At 65.5% G+C, this 19,089-nt stretch carries 19 protein-coding genes; 9 read left to right on the top strand and 10 right to left on the bottom strand.

Annotated features, from left to right (window positions below; all coding sequences use genetic code 11):
• Positions 1–74 precede the first annotated feature (74 nt).
• Together ACEQXE_RS09320 and ACEQXE_RS09315 are read right to left on the bottom strand one after the other, a co-directional pair.
• On the bottom strand, positions 75–743 hold the full coding sequence (locus tag ACEQXE_RS09320) for an SdpI family protein (RefSeq protein ID WP_370178687.1): 669 nt from the start codon (positions 741–743) through the stop codon (positions 75–77).
• Entirely contained in the window at positions 740–1,057 is a 318-nt protein-coding gene (locus tag ACEQXE_RS09315) for a metalloregulator ArsR/SmtB family transcription factor (RefSeq protein WP_370178686.1), read from the bottom strand. Before ACEQXE_RS09315 ends, ACEQXE_RS09320 begins: the two co-directional genes overlap by 4 nt.
• An 83-nt stretch (positions 1,058–1,140) precedes the next feature.
• Here ACEQXE_RS09315 and ACEQXE_RS09310 point away from each other — a divergent pair, with 83 nt between their 5' ends.
• Positions 1,141–1,536: a VOC family protein gene (locus ACEQXE_RS09310; protein ID WP_370178685.1), complete on the top strand. Its 396-nt coding sequence runs from the start codon at positions 1,141–1,143 to the stop codon at positions 1,534–1,536.
• A 79-nt stretch (positions 1,537–1,615) separates the two neighbouring features.
• Positions 1,616–2,635 carry a DUF4424 family protein gene (locus tag ACEQXE_RS09305; protein ID WP_372520166.1) on the top strand — a complete coding sequence of 340 codons (1,020 nt, stop codon included), beginning with the start codon at positions 1,616–1,618 and terminating at the stop codon, positions 2,633–2,635.
• A gap of 3 nt (positions 2,636–2,638) precedes the next feature.
• Here the strand turns inward: ACEQXE_RS09305 and ACEQXE_RS09300 are convergent, their stop codons facing one another.
• Entirely contained in the window at positions 2,639–3,424 is a 786-nt protein-coding gene (locus ACEQXE_RS09300; RefSeq protein WP_370178681.1) for an SDR family NAD(P)-dependent oxidoreductase, read from the bottom strand.
• A gap of 115 nt (positions 3,425–3,539) precedes the next feature.
• Between ACEQXE_RS09300 and ACEQXE_RS09295 the strand changes: the two genes are divergently transcribed.
• On the top strand, positions 3,540–4,235 hold the full coding sequence (locus ACEQXE_RS09295; protein ID WP_370178679.1) for an extensin family protein: 696 nt from the start codon (positions 3,540–3,542) through the stop codon (positions 4,233–4,235).
• A 13-nt stretch (positions 4,236–4,248) separates the two neighbouring features.
• Here the strand turns inward: ACEQXE_RS09295 and ACEQXE_RS09290 are convergent, their stop codons facing one another.
• From ACEQXE_RS09290 to ACEQXE_RS09280, 3 genes are all read right to left on the bottom strand, one after another.
• Entirely contained in the window at positions 4,249–5,007 is a 759-nt protein-coding gene (locus tag ACEQXE_RS09290; RefSeq protein WP_370178729.1) for an esterase/lipase family protein, read from the bottom strand.
• Positions 5,008–5,133: 126 nt separating this feature from the next.
• The gene (locus ACEQXE_RS09285) at positions 5,134–5,634 is read right to left on the bottom strand and encodes a DUF3617 domain-containing protein (RefSeq protein ID WP_370178678.1); all 501 of its coding nucleotides are present in this window, start codon (positions 5,632–5,634) and stop codon (positions 5,134–5,136) included.
• A gap of 58 nt (positions 5,635–5,692) precedes the next feature.
• Positions 5,693–6,235 carry a DUF3617 domain-containing protein gene (locus ACEQXE_RS09280; protein WP_370178677.1) on the bottom strand — a complete coding sequence of 181 codons (543 nt, stop codon included), beginning with the start codon at positions 6,233–6,235 and terminating at the stop codon, positions 5,693–5,695.
• Positions 6,236–6,353: 118 nt separating this feature from the next.
• Between ACEQXE_RS09280 and uvrB the strand changes: the two genes are divergently transcribed.
• The 3 genes from uvrB (at position 6,354) to ACEQXE_RS09265 (ending at position 10,731) form a co-directional block, all read left to right on the top strand.
• Complete coding sequence (uvrB, locus tag ACEQXE_RS09275) at positions 6,354–8,528, top strand: excinuclease ABC subunit UvrB (protein ID WP_370178675.1); 2,175 nt, start codon at positions 6,354–6,356, stop codon at positions 8,526–8,528.
• Positions 8,529–8,578: 50 nt separating this feature from the next.
• The gene (locus tag ACEQXE_RS09270; protein ID WP_370178673.1) at positions 8,579–10,084 is read left to right on the top strand and encodes a S10 family peptidase; all 1,506 of its coding nucleotides are present in this window, start codon (positions 8,579–8,581) and stop codon (positions 10,082–10,084) included.
• A 62-nt stretch (positions 10,085–10,146) separates the two neighbouring features.
• On the top strand, positions 10,147–10,731 hold the full coding sequence (locus ACEQXE_RS09265; protein WP_370178671.1) for a hypothetical protein: 585 nt from the start codon (positions 10,147–10,149) through the stop codon (positions 10,729–10,731).
• Here the strand turns inward: ACEQXE_RS09265 and ACEQXE_RS09260 are convergent.
• Positions 10,652–12,745 (bottom strand): protein-disulfide reductase DsbD family protein, encoded by a 2,094-nt coding sequence (locus ACEQXE_RS09260; RefSeq protein ID WP_370178670.1) that lies wholly within the window; start codon positions 12,743–12,745, stop codon positions 10,652–10,654. The two genes, ACEQXE_RS09265 and ACEQXE_RS09260, sit on opposite strands and share 80 nt — an antisense overlap.
• 54 nt (positions 12,746–12,799) lie before the next feature.
• Between ACEQXE_RS09260 and ACEQXE_RS09255 the strand changes: the two genes are divergently transcribed.
• Positions 12,800–14,044 (top strand): FAD-dependent monooxygenase, encoded by a 1,245-nt coding sequence (locus ACEQXE_RS09255; protein ID WP_370178668.1) that lies wholly within the window; start codon positions 12,800–12,802, stop codon positions 14,042–14,044.
• Positions 14,045–14,299: 255 nt separating this feature from the next.
• On the opposite strand, the gene ACEQXE_RS09250 is transcribed toward ACEQXE_RS09255, so the two are convergent.
• From ACEQXE_RS09250 to hemC, 3 genes are read right to left on the bottom strand one after another with little or no spacing between them, the layout of a single operon-like run.
• Entirely contained in the window at positions 14,300–15,262 is a 963-nt protein-coding gene (locus ACEQXE_RS09250) for a hypothetical protein (RefSeq protein ID WP_370178666.1), read from the bottom strand.
• 57 nt (positions 15,263–15,319) lie between these two features.
• On the bottom strand, positions 15,320–16,000 hold the full coding sequence (locus ACEQXE_RS09245; protein ID WP_370178664.1) for a uroporphyrinogen-III synthase: 681 nt from the start codon (positions 15,998–16,000) through the stop codon (positions 15,320–15,322).
• On the bottom strand, positions 15,997–16,926 hold the full coding sequence (gene hemC / locus ACEQXE_RS09240; RefSeq protein ID WP_370178662.1) for a hydroxymethylbilane synthase: 930 nt from the start codon (positions 16,924–16,926) through the stop codon (positions 15,997–15,999). The genes ACEQXE_RS09245 and hemC overlap by 4 nt, the downstream gene beginning before the upstream one ends.
• A 44-nt stretch (positions 16,927–16,970) precedes the next feature.
• Between hemC and tsaD the strand changes: the two genes are divergently transcribed.
• Both tsaD and ACEQXE_RS09230 read left to right on the top strand, forming a co-directional pair.
• Positions 16,971–18,095: a tRNA (adenosine(37)-N6)-threonylcarbamoyltransferase complex transferase subunit TsaD gene (gene tsaD / locus ACEQXE_RS09235; RefSeq protein ID WP_370178660.1), complete on the top strand. Its 1,125-nt coding sequence runs from the start codon at positions 16,971–16,973 to the stop codon at positions 18,093–18,095.
• Positions 18,095–19,084 (top strand): NAD(P)H-dependent glycerol-3-phosphate dehydrogenase, encoded by a 990-nt coding sequence (locus ACEQXE_RS09230; protein ID WP_370178658.1) that lies wholly within the window; start codon positions 18,095–18,097, stop codon positions 19,082–19,084. The genes tsaD and ACEQXE_RS09230 overlap by 1 nt, the downstream gene beginning before the upstream one ends.
• Positions 19,085–19,089 lie beyond the last annotated feature (5 nt).

Below are 19,089 nucleotides of genomic sequence, written 5' to 3'. Positions count from 1 at the left end.
CGGGCGCCGCATTCTCTATCGCCACTGGTCCGAGCAGGCAGATAATCTGCCTAGCTGCTTTTGCGGGCCATATGTCAGGCGCCACTGCCCGACTGGCTTTTGCGCTGCCAGAACCACCAGCTATAGCCGATAGCGATGACAGAGGCTGCGATGACCGAGCCGAGCGTGACGCCCATTCGGACGTTACCGGGCATGTCGACCAGTCCGACAAGGCAAATCGCGACACCCGCTGCCATGAACAGCTTGCCGCCTAACCGGTGAGTCGCAACCCAGTTATCCGCATCGGTGATCGTCCAGGGCGTTCGAATACCGACGAAGAACCCCGGGCGCGATTTGGGCATCATGTTGCCGAGCACGATCAGCAGCAGGCCGACCAGCGCGAGGATCGCGCCGACTCCCGGTTCGAAACCGAAAATCGGCGCCGCGATAATCGCCTGCATGGCGACCATGAGCCCGATTGTCCCTACCCATGCGGCACGAAGCAGGGGTGCCGAACCCTCCAGCCTGTCTTGCAACGGTTCGAGCGCGGGAATGATTGCAAAGAGCAGACCCACGAACAGCGCAAGCCCTGCCGGGAACAGCAGCGCCTGCAGCGCAGGCATGGTGTCGTCGACTTCACCGGCAGCATTCCAGTGCGTCGGCAGCTCCATTCCTGCTGGCGCGAGGCTGGAGGCCCACAATGCGAACCCGGCCATCAGCGCTGCGACCAGGATCGTGACGATCAGCGGCAGTCCTACTTTCATTCGATCCCTACTCCCCTGGCTGTCCGGCTCGCTCGCGTATGCGACGGGTTGTCCGCGCCCAGACCCACTCGATCCATGAACCCGTGCAGCGCCTCTTCCAGCGTCGACATGTTGAGTGCATAAATCACCGATCCCCGGCGGTTCTCGCCGTAGATCAGGCCCGCCTCTTTCAGCTTGGCGAAATGACCGGACATGGTCGGCTTGGACACCGGAAACCGGTCGGCCAGCTCGCCAGCAGTCATCTCGCCGCCCTTGAGCAGTTCGAGCACCTCGCGCCGGATGGGATGGGCCAATGCGTCGAAAACCTTGTTCATTGCTATTTAGCTAAATCCCTAAATGAAGTTTGTCAATCTTCGCTCTATGCTGTTCACCTGGGTCGCTGCGGGGAGAATAGACGATGGCAAAGATCACAGGGCTTGGCGGAATATTCCATGTCGCCGGCGATCCGGCCGCGACGCGCAAATGGTACGAGGATACGCTGGGCCTGTCCGGCGAATACGGCCCGCAGCTTGCATGGGCCGAGGAACCGCACGCGCGCGCCTATTCGCTGATCAGCCACTTCCCGGACGATGAATATATCAAGCCGGGCACCGGCGCGTTCATGATCAACCTGCGGGTCGATGATTGCGACGGCATGGTAGACCAGCTGAAATCCAAAGGCATCGAGATCCTCGGCCATGTCGACGAAGGCTACGGCAAGTTCGCCTGGCTGCTGGACCCCAACGGGGTGAAGATCGAATTGTGGGAGCAGGTGCAAACCCCCGAAGACGTGGCACCACGCCAATCCCCCTGACCCGTTGCGCAATTCCGTGCTATGCTATCTTTCGGGTCGCAAGCATTGGGATGGGGGACTTGCCACTATGCTCGCTCGATTGACGCGCCGCTTCGCACTGATTGCCGCTGCGGGATTCCTGCTGGCGAGCCCGATAACGGCCAATGATTCGGAAGCCGAAATCTCGATCGGCGGGATCACCCTCAAACCCTCTACCGACCTGCGCCTGCTGAGCGAAGACCTGTTCCTTTCGCAAGAGAAGGTGACGGTCGACTACGTGTTCGAGAACCCGACGGACCGCTCCATCACCACAACCATCGCATTCCCGATGCCCGGCCAGCCGCGCGGCATGCTCGATACGCATTACGCCTATTACGAGGAAAGCCAGGACTGGTCGGGCTTCGGTTTCGCGACGCGGGTAGACGGGCAACCCGTACGCCTGTTGCAATATGATCGCGCCATGATCGGCGACCGGGACGTGACCGAAGAAGTGATTGCCAATGGCTTCCCGGTCTACTGGACCGCTTCGGAACAGGGCAATCCCTTCGCAAACATTTCGCAGGCGCGGCTCGACGACGCGATCGGCAATGGACTCGCCACGAGCAGCGACCCGCAGTTCGAAGGCAGCGTGGTCCCGACATGGGAGGGTGTGACCTACTTCGTGCGCGAACAGGTCTTCCCGCCCCGTTCTAAGATCCGCGTAAGCCACGAATACACGCCGATGCTGGGGGGCAGCGTCGGTGGCGCGCTCTATCCGCAATACCGCAACATTGGGCCCGATAGCAGTTTGAGCGATTATCAGGAGCGCTACTGCGTGGACGACTACTTCCTCGCCGGGGTCGACCGTCGTCTCGCGAACGCATCCGGTGACGAGAACACGCAAGTCTACATGATGGAGACCTGGCTCGGTTACGTGCTGTCGTCGGGCGCCAACTGGAACGGTCCGATCGAGCGGTTCCGGTTGGTGGTCGACAAGGGATCGACCGACAATCTCGTCAGCTTTTGCATGAACGGCGTAAAGAAGATCGGTCCGACACGTTTCGAAGTCGTCAAAACGAATTTCGAACCGACCCGCGACCTCGATATCCTGATCGTGAAGTTCGAGACCTATCCCGACTGACGCCTATTGATAGGCCATGAAGTTGGGCTGGCCGTTCGACGCGCTGACCCCGCCATCGACCGGGATATTGGCTCCGGTAACGAAGCGTGCATCCTCGCTGGCGAGGAAGGCAACCACGCCAGCGATATCCTCCGGCTCGCCCGGGCGGCCGAGCGGGATGCGGCGCATGAAGGCCTCCATCAACGCCTCGTTGTCCATGATGCCGTCGGTCATGTCGGACCGGGTGAGCGAGGGGCAGACCGCATTCACGCGGATTCCCTGCCCGCCAAGCTGTAATGCCAGCGCGCGCGTCAGGTTGGTCACCGCGCCCTTGCTGGCGTCGTAGATCGGCAGCAGCCAGTCGCCCCCGGTACCCGATACGCTGGAGGTGTTGACGATGCTGCCACCGCCCGGGGCCTTGCTGTTTGCAAGGTGCGGGATGGCTTCGCGACACAGGTAGAGGACGCCCTTCACGTTGATGTCGATCACGCTGTCGATATCCTCGTCGCTCGCGTCCGCAAGCATCCCGAAGGCGCCGACACCGGCATTGTTGCACAGCACGTCGAGCCCGCCGAACCGCTCGACGGCTTTGGTCACGATCTCCTTCGCGAAGGCCGCACTCGAAACGTCACCGTCGACCACCAGCGTACGGTCTTCGTCCAGGTCGCCAGCCACCCTGGCCAGATCGTCGCGGCTCCGGCTGTTGAGGACGACGTTGGCACCTTCGCGCGCAAAGCGGCGGGCTATCCCTTCGCCGATCCCGCTGGAGGAGCCGGTGACGATGATGGTACGGTCGGTGAAGCGTTGCATATGTGCCCTTTCGCTGGTGTCGCAGGACCAACATGCGGCAGCGCACAATGTTTCCGCGTGGGAAATCGCATGTGCTTAGGGAAGCATTCAGCAGCCATCCGCGATAGGATTGGCCATGATGCGCGGATCGAACCTTTTCGCGGCCACATTTTTCGCCCTTGCGCTATCGGGCTGCCAGTTCCTGCCCGGTAGCGACGGGGGCAGTCGCGTCGGCCCGGTGCGCCCCACCCCGCCGACCATTGATCGCGGTGGTGCGGTGATGCCGACCCTTGCGGACCAGCAGTGCCTGGCAAAACTCAGCGCGGCAGGGGCAAGCTATTCCCCGCTGCCCAATCGCGTGGATGGGCCCGGCTGCACGCAGATCAATTCCGTCTCGCTGACCGGGCTGCAGGGAGATGCAGGCCGTTTTGGCATTGCCAATCTCGGCCCTGTCACCTGCGAGACTGCCAACACCTTTGCCGGCTGGGTGCGGTTCGGTGTGGACCGTGCCGCGCGGCAGTACCTCGGCAGCCCGCTCGCCCGGGTCGAGACCATGGGCAGCTACGCCTGCCGCAACGTCGCAGGCAGCTCCCGGCGATCCGCCCATGCGCGCGCGGAGGCCATCGATATCGCGGCCTTCGTGCTGGAGGACGGGCGGCGCGTTTCCGTACTCGACGACTGGAACAACGGAACGGGGGCGGAGCGCGAGTTCCTGCGCGTGGTCAGCCGCAGCGCCTGCAAGCGTTTCGGGACGGTGCTGGGCCCCGAATATAACGCAGCGCACGCCAACCACCTGCATCTGGAGATCGGCGGAGGATCGTTCTGCCGCTAGGCGCGCCGCTGCCCTATTCGTCGAGCTCGCGCGCAACCGCGCGGATCGCCTCGGGAGAATAGGAAAAGCCCATATGGCTGCACCGCAGCGCAACCGCCCGATCGCGCTCGCCCGGATACCCGGCTGCACAACGCGGGCTGATCGCCCCGTCGCACGGGCTCCACAGGGCCACCGTCTCGACCGGAGGCTTGCGTGAAAGTTGCCCCGCGAGCTCTATGTCCGCGATCCGGTGACCGGCGATGGCCTGGTACACGCGCCAGACATTGTTGGCGCGAAGCGAGCCCGAAAAGGGCGATCCCATCGATATGACCTTGGCCACGGCATCGGGCTGGCGCTTGGCCAGCTCGCGGGCGTACAGCCCGCCAAGGCTCCAGCCGACCAGCACCACCGGCTCTCCCGCACGTGCGTTGAGATCGAGCAGCCGCTGTTCCAGCTGTTCGAACAGGTCTTCCGAAAATCCCCAGTTATAGCCGCAGCCCCAGCGCTTCACGGTGTGGCCGGCATCTTCCAGCCGCCGCGCAAAATAGCGCATGCGGATGGGGTTGGTGCCGAAGCCGGGCAGCATCATGACCATCCGCGGGTGTGCCGCCGTGGTCATGGTGAAGGGTTTGAAAAGTGAGCGGTAGAGCCGCCGCACAGGCTCCAGCATGTATCCCAGTTCGGCAAATAGGTACCAGAGGCCCGGCCCGCGAGCGCCATCGGGATCGGGTTCGCTCGCCAGCTCGATACGCCGCGCCCACTCGCTGTCTGCGAGTGCGGTGAATCCGTAGATGCCGGTCCCTTCTGGCGTCGCGGCCTGCGGTGTTTTGACGATGCCTAGCACACTTCCATAATGCCGGAATCGTCTTAGTGTTTCCTGAAAAACCCGTTCAGGGTCTCGGCCTGAAGGACTCCGGGACTATTCGTCGCCCTCTTCGCACTCGCCGATACGCTCGCTCTTCACCCGCATGTCCACCCCTTCGGAGCCATCGCCAAAACCTGCAACCGTCATGCGCAGGTCGCTGCCTGTGGAGGTAACCGTGCCGGTGATGGTTGCCGTTGTTTGGGGCTGGGACGAATTCGCCCGGCACGCCATCACGGCATCCAGCGACGACCCGTCCAGCTCGTATTTCTCGAACCGGCACGCGTCGCCACCCTGGATTTCCAACAACATCGCACGATGGCCATCGCGCACGTCTTCTTCGCTCAGGCATTTGACATCGTCGGCATATTGGCCGCCGGCCTGATCGCCTTCCATGCCGCCAAGCGTGATCTGGTCGCGATAGAGGCCCGGCTGCTGCCGGATATCGCCCTCTATCGCGCCATCGGGATCGTTCCCCATCTCGCCGCCAGGAGGGCTGCAGCCCCCCAGGCCGAGAGACAGGGACAGGGCGAGGCTGCCCACCAGTGCAATTCGCATTATTCCAGATTCACCCTTGTATTGCGATTGGCACGGCAGGCCCCGCAGATCGGAGGCCCTAGGCCGGGCAGTCGCCAATCCGCTTGCCGGTTACCGTGCCCTTCATGGTCACATCGCCCGCCTGCGTGCCCGTGACCTTGTTGTCCATTGTGAGGGTGAAGCTATCCGCAGCGAATTCGCCATCCATCGCGACTTTCGCCGTGCCGCCCTGGCCCGCATCGCAGGTCATCCGCAGCGTCATCTTGTTCCCGCTGCGGTCGAATTCCTCGTAGGTGCAATCGTCGTTCCCTTCGCCGCCGAAGAAATCGGCATTGGGGCGATTGGCCTCTTCCTCGGTCATGCAGGTCGTGGTGGTGATGCCGCTGCCCATCTGCTGTTTGACCATGTCCTGCATGTTCGCGGGCACGCCGGGCATATCGAGTTCGGTGAACTCGACCGTGTGCTCCCACTGGCCCGGGCGCAACTTCACGTCCCCGCCCGAGGCGGCTTCCGCGACCATTTCTTCCTGCGTGATCTCGCCGTCGCCATCGGTATCGGCGCCGCCATCCGAACAGGCGGCAAGCAGTGCGAGGCAGGCTGAAGCTGCAATGATCGTGCGCATGTATTCTCTCCCAAATCGAACTATCGAGCGCGACCCCCGTTGCGAGCGAGCCTACCGGGCATCCCGTATCCTCACAACCGCCATTGCGGCGAACCGCGTGTGCGCCAATATGGACGACATGGCCGAATTGATCATCCGTCGCGGGCTGGAAGAGCCCGACACCACCGGGGAGTTCACCCCGCACAAGCCCGCCCGCCCCGAAAAATCGATGCCCGGCAAGCGGTTCGAACTGGTCAGCGACTACGAACCCGCAGGCGACCAGCCGACCGCGATCGAGGAACTGGTGCGCGAGGCGGAGGGTGGCGAGAAGACACAGGTGCTGCTGGGCGTCACCGGCTCCGGCAAGACCTTCACCATGGCCAAGGTGATCGAGGAACTGCAGCGGCCCGCGCTGATCCTTGCGCCCAACAAGATCCTCGCCGCGCAGCTTTATGGCGAGTTCAAGAGCTTCTTTCCCAACAACGCGGTCGAGTATTTCGTCAGCTACTACGACTATTACCAGCCCGAGGCCTACGTGCCGCGCAGCGACACCTACATCGAGAAGGAAAGCTCGGTGAACGAGGCGATCGACCGGATGCGCCACTCGGCCACGCGCGCGCTGCTCGAACGCGACGATGTCATCATCGTCGCGAGCGTATCGTGCCTATACGGGATCGGCTCGGTCGAGACCTATTCGGCGATGATCTTCGACATCAAGACCGGCGAAAGCGTCGACCAGCGCGAGCTGATCCGCAAGCTGGTCGCGCTGCAATACAAGCGCAACGACCATGCTTTCGCGCGCGGCAATTTCCGCGTGCGCGGCGACAACCTCGAACTCTTCCCCAGCCACCTCGAAGACACCGCCTGGCGGATTTCGTTCTTCGGGGACGAGATCGAGGAGATCGTCGAGTTCGACCCGTTGACCGGCAAGCCGGGCACGAAGCTCGACAAGGTGCGGGTCTACGCCAACTCGCACTACGTCACGCCCGGCCCGACGATGAAACAGGCGACCGAGGCCATCAAGTTCGAGCTGGCCGAAAGGCTCAAGGAGCTGGAGGCGGAAGGCAAGCTGCTCGAACACCAGCGGCTAGAGCAACGCACCAATTTCGACCTCGAGATGATCGCCGCGACCGGCAGCTGCAACGGGATTGAGAACTATTCGCGCTTCCTCACCGGGCGCCTCCCCGGCGAACCACCGCCGACCCTGTTCGAGTACCTCCCCGAAAACGCGTTACTCTTCGTCGACGAATCCCACCAGACCGTGCCGCAGATCGGCGCGATGGCGCGCGGGGACCACCGCCGCAAGATCACGCTCGCCGAATACGGTTTCCGCCTGCCCAGCTGTATCGACAACCGCCCGCTACGCTTCAACGAATGGGACGCGATGCGCCCGCAGACCTTCGCCGTCTCCGCCACGCCCGGCGGATGGGAACTGGAACAGACCGGCGGCGTCTTCGCCGAACAGGTGATCCGCCCTACCGGGCTGATCGACCCGCCGGTCGAAATCCGCCCGGTCGAGGATCAGGTTCAGGACTGTATCGAGGAGTGCAAGGCGACCGCCGCCAAGGGCTACCGCACGCTCGTCACCACGCTGACCAAGCGGATGGCCGAAGACCTGACCGAGTTCATGCACGAGGCGGGCGTGAAGGTCCGCTACATGCACTCCGATGTCGAGACGCTCGAACGTATCGAGCTGATCCGCGACCTGCGGCTGGGCGTGTACGACGTGCTGGTGGGGATCAACCTGCTGCGCGAAGGGCTCGACATTCCCGAATGCGGGCTGGTGTGCATTCTCGACGCGGACAAGGAGGGCTTCCTGCGCTCCGAAACCTCGCTCATCCAGACCATCGGCCGCGCGGCGCGCAACGTCGATGGCCGGGTGATCCTCTACGCCGACCGCATCACCGGATCGATGGAACGCGCGATGGCCGAAACCGAACGGCGGCGCGAGAAGCAGCGCGAGTACAACGAGCAACACGGGATCACCCCCACCACGATCCGCCGCGCCATTGCGGACATCACCGCCCACACCACCAAGGGCGAAGATGGCGCACCCGAGGACGAAGCTGCGCCGTTGGTCGGCCACAACCTGCGCGCCTATATCGAGGATCTCGAAAAGAAGATGCGCGAAGCCGCCGCGAACCTGGAGTTCGAAGAGGCAGGCCGCCTGCGCGACGAAATCCGTTCGCTGGAAAACGACGAGCTTGGTTTGCCGGAGGGCGAGCACAAGGCGCCCAGGGTTGGCCGGAGCAATGAGGGCAAGCCGGGTACGCGGAAATTGCGATATGGGAGGACGCAGAAGAAGATGCGCTAGGCAATCCTCACCCGATTGCCGCGCTTGCTCAGCTTTGCCATAGCGCACGCATGAGCAAATTCCTCTACGCCGCAGCTATCGCGCTTGCGAGCCTGCCCCTCGCCACGCCAGCCCTCGCGCAGGGCAAGCCTGCTGCCAGCGAAGCGAGTGCCGCCAGCATCACCCCGCAGGTCCGCACCCGTGACCTTTCCGGTACCTTCGGCGGGCAGCGGGTCAATTACACCGCGACCATTGCGGAGACGATCCTGGAAGACGATGACGGCAAGCCCGAAGCGGTCATCGTCACCACCAGCTACGTCAAATCGCCGCGCGACACATCGCGCCCGGTCTTTTTCATTTATAACGGCGGGCCGGGTTCGGGGTCGGTCTGGCTGCAGATGGGCGCATGGGGGCCCAAGCGAGTGGCAATCCCTTCCGACGCGCGCGACGACGGGGCACCGCCTTACCCCATCCTCGACAATCCCGACAGCCTGCTGGACGTCGCCGACCTCGTCTTCATCGACCCGCCGGGCACGGGCTTCAGCTACCTGACCAAAGACACCGACCCGAAGAAATATTACGGGTTGCGCGAGGATGCGAGCGCGGTGGCCAAGGTCATACGGCGCTGGATCAACGATAATGGCCGCTGGAACAGCCCCAAATACCTGGGCGGGGAAAGCTACGGCACCACGCGCACGGCGATGGTGGTGCGCGAGCTGGAAGGCGGCACCTACAACGATGTCGCGCTCAATGGCCTGATCCTTGTGTCGACCATCCTCGATTTCGCCGCGCGCGAGCCGACGCCGGGCAACGAGATGGCTTACGTGATGGCGCTGCCCAACATGGCGACCGCCGCCTATTACCACGGCAAGGCGCAGGCGCCTTCGGTGGAGGCGATTGCCGAGGAGGCCCGCCGCTTCGCCATCGGGCCCTATGCGACCGCGCTGCTGAAAGGGCAGGACCTGCCTGCTGCCGAACGCGCTGCGGTGCGGGCAGAGCTTTCGCGCCTCACCGGCCTGTCCGAAAGCTACCTCGACGAAGCCGAGCTGCGCGTGACCGACCAGCGGTTCTACAAGGAATTGCTGCGCGATCGCGGCCTGACGGTCGGCCGGCTCGACAGCCGTTACACTGGCAAGGACTACGATAACGCGGGCGAGTACCCGGATAACGACCCGAGCTTCTACGGCATCGATGCGGGCTATACCGCCGCGATCAACAGCTGGACGCGCGAGAGCCTGGGCTACGAAACGGATCGCGAGTACCAGTCCATCGGCGGCGAACCGGGTGCGCACTGGAACTGGGGCCTTTCGGGCCGCGGGCGCGGCGCCTACCTGAATGTCGCGCAATATATCGGGCAGGCCATGCGGCAGAACTCGCAGCTGCGCGTGTTCAACGCGCAGGGGTGGTACGATTTCGCAACCCCGTTCTTCGGCGCGGAATATTCGCTCAATCGCGTGGGCATCCCGCAGGATCGCCTCGAGTTCCATTATTACGACGCGGGCCACATGATGTATATTCGCGACGAGGACCGGGCGAAGCTTTCCGCCGATATTCGCGCCTTTATCCGCAATCGGTGAACGGGTGACGCCGATGGTGCGATGGCTTGCGGGGCAGGTGCGGGATGCATAGGAAACGCGCGATGCACCGTCTCCTGCCCGTGGCCGCTCCCCTGACATTCGGGGCCCTGGTTTGCGCCTGCCAGCCCCCCGCCGCCGACCGCTACGATGCGCGGGCCGAAGTGCCCGACACCGCGCGCTTCGCCAGCGAGCCGATTGCCTCGCCCGATGCGGAAGGCGCGGTATGGGCGCCCAGCAAGACGCCGCTGCGGCTGATCTATGGCCAGCCCGGCCAGCACCCGCTCGCCGCGATTGCATGCGAGATGGATGGCGAGGCGCCGCGCCTCAGGATCACGCGGTTCGCGCGTGCGGACGAGGGCGCACAGGCGCTGATGGCGATCATCGGCAACGGCCACCGCGAACGCTTCCCTGTCGAAGCGACGAATAACGGGCGCGCGTTCCTGTGGGAGGGGACCGCGCCGCTTTCCTCCGAGAAGCTCGACGTGCTGACCGGCCAGCGCGGGGTCGAGCTGACGATCCCCGGTGCGGGTACGCTGGCGTTGAATGCGAGCGAGCGCCCGCGCGACCTTATCGAGAGCTGCCGGGCGGCAATACGATCACATTCGAAGGATCGCGATCCGCAAGGTCAGCCAGCGAACGGGGGCTGAGAACCTGCGGCAATTGCTGCGGTGCCCGGGCACCGGGCGCATACCACAGGTAGAGCGGGACGCCCGCCACCCCCTGCTGCGTCAGGAAGGCAGTGATCGCCGGGTCGGGCCGCGTCCAGTCGCCGCGTAGGACGACCACATCGGCTTCATCGAAAGCATCGGCGGTCGCCTGCGTTTCGATGGCGACGCTTTCGTTAACCTTGCAGGTGACGCACCAGTCGGCGGTGAAATAGACAAACACGGGGCGGTCGGTGGCGCGTGCCTCGGCCAAGGCGCTCTCGCTGAAGGGGCGGGTATCGAGTATTGATGCCTCGATCCCATGTTCGCTCCGCTCCAGAATTTGGGGTGCAACCAGAAGCATTGAGACGATCGCCAGCCCCTGCCCGATCATCAGGACGGTTCGATAGGGGTGGTTGCGCAAGCGCTGGCTCCAGGCGCAGATCAGCACGAGGGTCGCGCTTCCGGCCATGAGCATGCACGACAACAGGAACATTGTGCCACCCATCCGCCAGAGCAACCACGCGAGCGCGAGCGCGGTGAGCCCCATCGGCAGCGCCATCCAGCGGCGGAAGGCCTCCATCCACTTGCCCGGCCTGGGCAGGCGTTTGCGTAGCGCGGGCACGAAACCCAGCAGCAGGAACGGCAACGCCAGCCCCAGCCCTAGCGCTGCGAACAGCGCCAGTGCCTGCACCACCGGCAGCACCAGCGCCGCTCCCAGCGCCGCCGCCATGAATGGCCCGGTGCAAGGGGTCGCGACGAAGGCGGCGAGCAGTCCGGTCGCGAAGCTGCCGCGCTGGCTTCCGCCGCCGCCCGCTATCGCGAAACCCGGAATCTCGAACGCCCCGAGGAAGTTCGCGGTCAGCGCCGACGCGAGCAGGAACAGCGCCACTACTATGGCCGGGTTCTGCAACTGGAATGCCCAGCCGACCGCCTCGCCGCTCGCACGCAGGGCCAGTAGCGCCGCGCCGAGTGCCACGCAGGCCAGCACCACGCCCGCAGTATAGGCCAGCGCATCCTTGCGCGCGGCATCCTCGTCGCCGCCTGCCTTCGCCAGCGAGAGCGCTTTCAGCGACAGGATCGGGAACACGCAGGGCATGATGTTGAGCATCAGCCCGCCCAGCAGTGCGGCGCCGATCAGCACCCACCAGGGCGGCAGGTTGCCTCCCGTACGGATCGGCTCACCACCGGTCGCGACATTCCCTTCGCGTGCGTCGAACGCCAGCCCCGTGCCGTCGCCCAGCCGCAGGATGCCCGAGACCGTCTTTGGTGGCTGCTCCACCCCGGACAAGGGAATCTGCACGAGCAGCATGTCTCCATCACGCGCGAAGGTCTGGGTCGCGGCGTAATCGACCAGCTCGCGATTCTCGATAAACACATGCGGCGCACCGAGGTTCAGCGTGGCGGGCAGCGGGATCGCGAGGCGGAGTGTGTCCCCCGCCAATGCGAAGCGGGCAGGCCGGTCGAGCGGTGCGGCAAGCGCGCTCTGGTATTGTGCGAAGCGGGCATTTGCCTCTTCCGGGCCAATGGCGTCCACCGCGCTCAGCTGCGCGGTCTGCGGCACGCAGATCCTGTCCGTACACGCGAGATACCTCGCGGTGCCGCGCAGGATGAAGGGGCCATCGATCTGCGCATCCGGGGCCACGCGCAGCGGCGCGACCACCGCATATTCGCCTTCGAAGATGTGGTTCATCAGGCTGCGCCGGCCCGCCTGCTGCACAAGCGTTTCGGGCGGAGGATAGCGGAACGTGCCGACAGAGACTCCCTCGGGCAGGTCCCATTCGATCTCCATGCCCTTGCCCGCATCGCCCGGGTTGGACCAGTAGCCGTGCCATTCGTCGGACACGGGCGTGAAGCGGATCGCAATGCGCGTCTCTGTGCCCGGCTGCACCGGGCCCTCCACCACCAGTTTCGCGTCGATACTGGTCTCTTGCGCATGCACCGCGAACGGCGCCAGCAGCAGTGCAAGCAGCACGGCAAGCAGCTGGCGGATCAAGGGCGGGCTTGCGCGGGTCATCGCGAGCGGCCTAGGGCTGTGGCCCGGTCGAAACAAGCTATGGAAATGTCCGCGATGCCCAGAAAGCCAGCCAGCAAGCCTGCCATCGCCGAACCGCGCGACCTGCTGATCCTGGGTGGCGGGCTGGTCGGCATGACGCTGGCGCTGGCGGTGGCAAGGAAAGGCATCACCAGCCATGTGGTGGACCGCGCCGATCCGGCAAGCCTGACTGCCGAAGGGTTCGACGGGCGCGCGTCTGCCATCTCGACAGCCAGCTGGAACCTGTTCACCAATATCGGGCTGGCCGACACGCTCGAACCGCACGGCTGCCCGATTGCCAAGATCGCGGTCACCGACCAGCTCAAGCCCGGGCGGATCGACTTCCAGCCGGACGAGGGCGATGGCTCGCTCGGCCGGATGTTCGCCAACCGGCAGTTGCGCCTGACCCTGTTCGAAGCCGCCAGGGCAGAGCCGCTGATCGCGTGGCACGCCGGTGTCGAAGTGACCCAGCGCACGCGCGGCAACCACAAGGTTTCCGCCACGCTCGCCGATGGGACGGTGCTGGAAGCCCGGCTGATGGTCGCCGCCGAAGGGCGCCGCTCTCCCACGCGCGAGGAGGCGGGCCTCAAGATCGCCAACTGGCAGTACAACCACCGCGCGATCATCGCCGGGCTGGTGCATTCCAAGCCGCACGACAATGTCGCGTGGGAAATCTTCTATCCCGAAGGGCCTTTCGCGCTGCTCCCCATGCTCGACGACGAACAGGGTCGCCACCGCAGCGCGCTGGTATGGACGGTGGACGAAAGCGATGCCGAAGGCGTGCTGGCGATGGGCGACCGCGCCTTCATTCACGAAGTCGAAAAGCGGATGGGCCGCATGTTCGGCGACCTGCAAGCCAACGGTCCGCGTTCATCCTACCCGCTCGGGTTCCACCATACCGCGAAGGTGGTCGACCACCGGCTCGCGCTGGTGGGTGACGCAGCCCACGGCATCCACCCGATCGCGGGCCAGGGGCTGAACCTGGGCCTGCGCGATGCGGGCGCACTGGTCGAAGTGATCGCGGAAGCGAAACGCCTCGGCCTCGATCCGGGCGATGCGGAAATGCTGGGGCGCTATGAAAGCTGGCGCGGGCTCGATGCCTTCATGGTCTCGCTCGCGACCGACGGGCTCACGCGGCTGTTCGGCATATCCGGGCCCGGCGCCTCCGCCATTCGCCGGTTCGGGATGGCGGGCGTGCAGCGCCTCGAGCCTTTGAAGCGCTGGTTCATGGACGAGGCACGCGGCGTCAGCGGCGATGTGCCCGAACTGATGCGGGGCTAGGTACCGGCGCAGATTTCTCTCGCCATCCTGTTACGCCATCACCGCCAGCGGTAACCGGAAATATTCTCACGCGAAGACGCCAAGAGGGTGTGCCTGCGGCGCCAGCCGCATTCTCCACTTCACACTTCACACTTCGCAAGTAGCACGTCAGGCAAAGAAGATTCGCAGCTTCGCTACTTCGCGAACCCTCTTCGCGTCTTTGCGTGAAACACCGTCTCACGCGTGATACATGCACAGAACTAGCGAAGGGAACGCTTACTCCGCAGGCCTCGTCACCGGGCTCGGCTGGTCGATCCGTTCGCCCGAACCATCGCGCAGGCGGCGCGGCTCGAGGACGGCAGCGGTTTCGATCAGGTCGAGCGCGCGCTGTGCCGCAGCGTAGCGGCGCACGTCGGCCACCCACTGGTCGGCAGCATCGGCACCCGGCATGTTCTGCACTTCCTCGATCGCGGCCTCATAGCGCCCCGTTTCGAGGAACATGCGCGCCCGTTCGATCCGCCGTTGCGGTTGCGGGGACGGGGCCGTCTGACGACGGACCACGAACAGGTTGGAAAGCTCGCGCCGCAGGCGTTGGAGGCTCGGTTCCTCGGGCGAAGCGCGCAGGGCGGGCTCCAGCCCTTCCAGCCGCGCGAGCAGCTGGTCGATGGTGACCGGATCGCGCGACATCTGCACCAGCGTGCGTACCGCATTGGGCAGTGCATCGCCGAACCGCAGGCGCAGCTGGTCCGCCAGATAGCCAAGCTCAGCCCCGCGCTCGATCGAACGGCGCGTGGCGAAGGAAATCAGCAGGCCCTCCGCACGCGCGGCATTCCCCGCGGCGGCCTCTGCCTGCAAATCCAGCCGGGCGAGCCGCTGTTCGGCGGCGGCAAGGCGCTGCTCGAGGCCGCCCTGCTGCTGCGCCACAGCCTCGACCCTTGCAGTGTTCGCTTCGGTTTCGGATGTGGTTGCCTGCGGAGTCGTTGCCTGCGCAGCGCGGGCAGGGTTCTGGCCTGCCGCGGCGTTCTTTTCGGTCGGCTTCGGCGTTGCGCCGGCGCGGGCCATAGGCTCGCTGTTTTCGGTATCGCCTTCGGTCAGAGCGGCCAGGGTGCTCTCGTAGATACCCGGCCGCCAGGCGAGGAACAGCGCCCCCGCGGCAACCAGCAATACGATGACCAAGGCAATGCCCAGCCAGGCACGCGACGTGCGCATGCGATCCTGCCGGGCTTCGTCAAATTCCATTACAAATCCAGTTCCGTGTCGCTCCGTGATCCCGCGCCGGAGCTTAGCGGTGAATGGTTAATGCCACATATCCAGGGCCAGGGAAAGCAGGGCCGGGTCGTCGGGCGTAGCCGCCACGCCCACGCTTTTCCAGCCATCTGAAACACTTCCCGCAATGCGTGGGCTGAGCGCCGCGAGCGCCAGCACGTTCCGGTCGATCCCGGTGCGCAAGACCTCTTTATCGAAATGCGCAGCGGAGGCCGCCGAATGCAGCAGGACGATACCGCCCGATCCCAGTTGCGCGATCTGTGAGGCAGTCAGCGCATGGTGCGCCATGCGGTAGGTCGTCACTGTTTCGATAGTGACATGGGCCGGTGCATTGATGGGCACGCGCTCTTCTCCCGCAAGACGCAGGAGCGAGATCGGGCGGCTTGCCGGAAGCGAGTCCAGGACGGCCTGCAAGGCTCCGGCGCCGGTCAAGGCAATGTCGAAGCCCATGTCGCGCGCTGCGGCGGCCGTTGCCTCGCCCACGGCGTAGACGGGCAGCCCCGCGAGTTTCGCGCGCTTCGCCCCGGCATGGCGTAATCCGTTTGCACTGCCGAGCAGGATGCCGTCAAAGGTGGCCGGCGGCATCTGCCACTCGACCTGTTCGGCCTCGCTCAGCGGCATCGCGACCAAATCCAGCCCCATCGCCTGTCCGCGCTTGATCGTGGCCGAAAGGCCCGGTTCGGGGCGGATGACGAAGACCGGCGCGGTCACTGCTCGCCTGCAAACAACACCGCGATCCCCGGGGTAGCGCGCGCCAGCAGGTCTTTGGCGAAGGCGCGGATCGCGTGTCCATCCTCGGCGGCAAGCGCGCATGACCCGTCCACGCGTTCGGCACCATCGGCACTGAACAGCGCAACTGTCAGAGCGATCCCGTCCCCCTCCGCCTGCGCCAGCATCCCCACCGGGCTGTGGCACGATCCGCCCAGCGCCTCGAGCACGCCGCGCTCCACGCTCACCTCGGCACGGGTCGGTGCGTGATCGATTGCGGCGATCCGATCGCGAGTGGACGTATCATCGGCGCGGCATTCGATCCCGATGGCTCCCTGAGATGGGGCGGGCAGGAAGTCGTCGAGTTCCAGCGGCGTACCGACACCTTCCTCGCCCAGCCGCTCCAGCCCGGCGGCGGCGAGCAGCGTCACATCCGCCTCGCCCGCCTGCAGCTTGGCCATGCGGGTGGCGACATTGCCGCGAAACAGCACGGTCTCGATATCGGGGCGCAGGTTCTTCATCTGCGCGGCGCGGCGCGGGGCGCTGGTGCCCAGCCTTGCGCCACGCGGGATCGACGCGATGGAAGACGCGCCCAGCAGCACGTCGCGCCGGTCGGCCCGAGGGAGAATCGCAGCAAGCGCGATTCCCTCCGGCCGGATCGTCTCGACATCTTTCAGCGAATGGACCGCCGCGTCGATCTTCCCCTCGGCCAGCCACTGGTCGAGCCCGCGTGTCCACAGTGCCTTGCCGCCAAGCTCCGCCAATGCGCGGTCCTGCACCTTGTCGCCATCGGCCACCACCGGCACCAGCTCGACCGCGCTCTCGTCCCACCCGTGCGCCGCGCACAGCCGCGCGCGCGCCTCGTGCGCCTGCGCCATGGCGAGCTGGGAGCGGCGGGTGCCCAGTCTGATAAGGGGGGTGTTCGGCATTGCTTGGCTTGCCCTAGCCCCGCGCTGCTTTAAGGGAAAGGACCATGCCGGTGGTACTCGGGATCGAATCCAGTTGCGACGAAACGGCGGTGGCCATGGTGGGCACCGACCGCAGGATCATCGCGCAACGTATCGCTTCGCAGGACGAGGCGCATCGCCCCTATGGCGGCGTCGTGCCAGAGATCGCCGCGCGCGCCCATGCGGAGCGGATCGCGCCGATGATCGCGGAGGTGATGGAGGAGGCGGAGATGGAGCTGGCCGATCTTTCCGCCATCGCCGCGACCGCCGGGCCGGGGCTGATCGGCGGCGTGATGGTCGGGCTGGTTAGCGCCAAGGCGCTCGCCATGGCCAGCGACGTTCCGCTGATCGCGGTGAACCATCTGGAAGGCCATGCGCTCAGCCCCCGGCTGGTCGATGAAGCGCTCGAATTTCCCTACCTGCTGCTGCTCGTCTCGGGCGGGCACTGCCAGATCCTGCGGTGCGAAGATGTGGGGCAGTACCGGCGGCTCGCCACCACGATCGACGATGCGGTGGGCGAAGCCTTCTACAAGACCGCCAAGATCCTCGGCCTCGGCTTCCCCGGCGGGCCTGCGGTGGAGAAGCTGGCGCGCGAAGGCGACCCCAAGGCCGTTCCGCTGCCGCGCCCGCTGGTCGGCGGGAAGGAACCGCATTTCAGCTTCGCGGGGCTCAAGAGCGCGGTCCTTCGCGCGAAGGAAGCGCAAGAAAAATCCGTTCGTGGTGAGCCTGTCGAACCGCGAACGCAGCGCGACGCCCGCCCTTCGACAAGCTCAGGACGAACGGACCGTGAGGGTTCGCGCGCCTATTCCGACGCAGACATCGCCGCGAGCTTCCAGCAGGCGGCGGTGGATTGCCTGGTCGACCGGCTGGAGCGCGCCATCGACAGCGGTGGCCATGCCCCCGCGCTGGTCGTCGCGGGCGGGGTCGCCGCAAATGCAAGCGTGCGCGCCGCGCTGGAGGCACTGGCAGAGCAGCACGATATGCGCTTCGTCGCGCCGCCCCCCGGATTGTGCACGGACAATGCGGCGATGATCGCATGGGCGGGCTGCGAAAGGCTGGGCCAGAACGATCCACTCGACTTCAAGGCGCGCCCCCGCTGGCCGCTGGACCCGGATGCCGAGCCCGCACGCGGGGCAGGAGTGAAGGCTTGATGGCAGAAGTAGCAGTCCTCGGCGGCGGCGCATGGGGCACCGCGCTGGCGCAGATGCTCGCTTCGGATGACCGAGACGTGCTGCTGTGGGCGCGCGAGCCCGAAGTGGTGGAGGACATCAACACCAACCACCGCAACACGTCTTTCCTGCCCGATTCGCCGCTCTCCCCCTCGATCCGCGCGACCGGCAACCTCGCCGATGTAGCGGATGTGGACGTGATCCTCGCGGTGGCACCGGCCCAGCACCTGCGCGCCGTTCTGGCGGAACTGCCGGGCTTTTCCGGGGACCTCGTGATTTGCGCCAAGGGGATCGAGCAATCGACCGGAGCCATCATGAGCGACGTTGCGCATGACGCTTGCCCCAAGGCGACACTCGCCGCGCTGTCCGGCCCGACCTTTGCACACGAAGTCGCCGCCGGGCTGCCCGCAGCGGTCACGCTCGCCTGCGAAGGCGGCAAGGCGCAGTGGGAACGGCTCTCTCCCGTCATCGCGCGCCCGACCTTCCGTCCCTATTACAGCGACGACCTGATCGGGGCGGAGATCGGCGGCGCGGTGAAGAACGTGCTCGCAATTGCCTGCGGCGTGGTCGACGGGCTGGCACTGGGCCAGAACGCGCGCAACGCCCTGATCGCGCGCGGCTTTGCCGAGATGGTCCGCTTCGGAGAGTCGCTAGGGGCCCAGCGCGAGACGCTGACCGGCCTGTGCGGGCTGGGCGACCTCGTGCTCACCTGCTCGTCCACTTCCAGCCGCAATTTCTCGCTCGGCAAGGCCATTGGTGAAGGGCAGAGCGCGAGTGACCTGATGGCCAACCGCCACACCGTGGCCGAAGGCGCGCACACCGCGCCCGTGCTGGCCCGCCTCGCGCGTAAAAAAGGTATCGACATGCCGATCGTCGACGCAGTCGTCGCGCTTCTCGACGGAGCGGAGGCGCAAGGTGTGGTGACCGACCTGCTGACACGCCCGCTCACTGCCGAAAGCCGCCCTGCTTGAGCGAT

Origin of the sequence: Alteriqipengyuania sp. (assembly GCF_964222115.1) — a bacterium.
Classification (GTDB): Bacteria; Pseudomonadota; Alphaproteobacteria; order Sphingomonadales; family Sphingomonadaceae; genus Alteriqipengyuania.
Note: the sequence above shows the minus strand (reverse complement) of the source record. Positions and strands in the feature narration are given on the sequence as shown.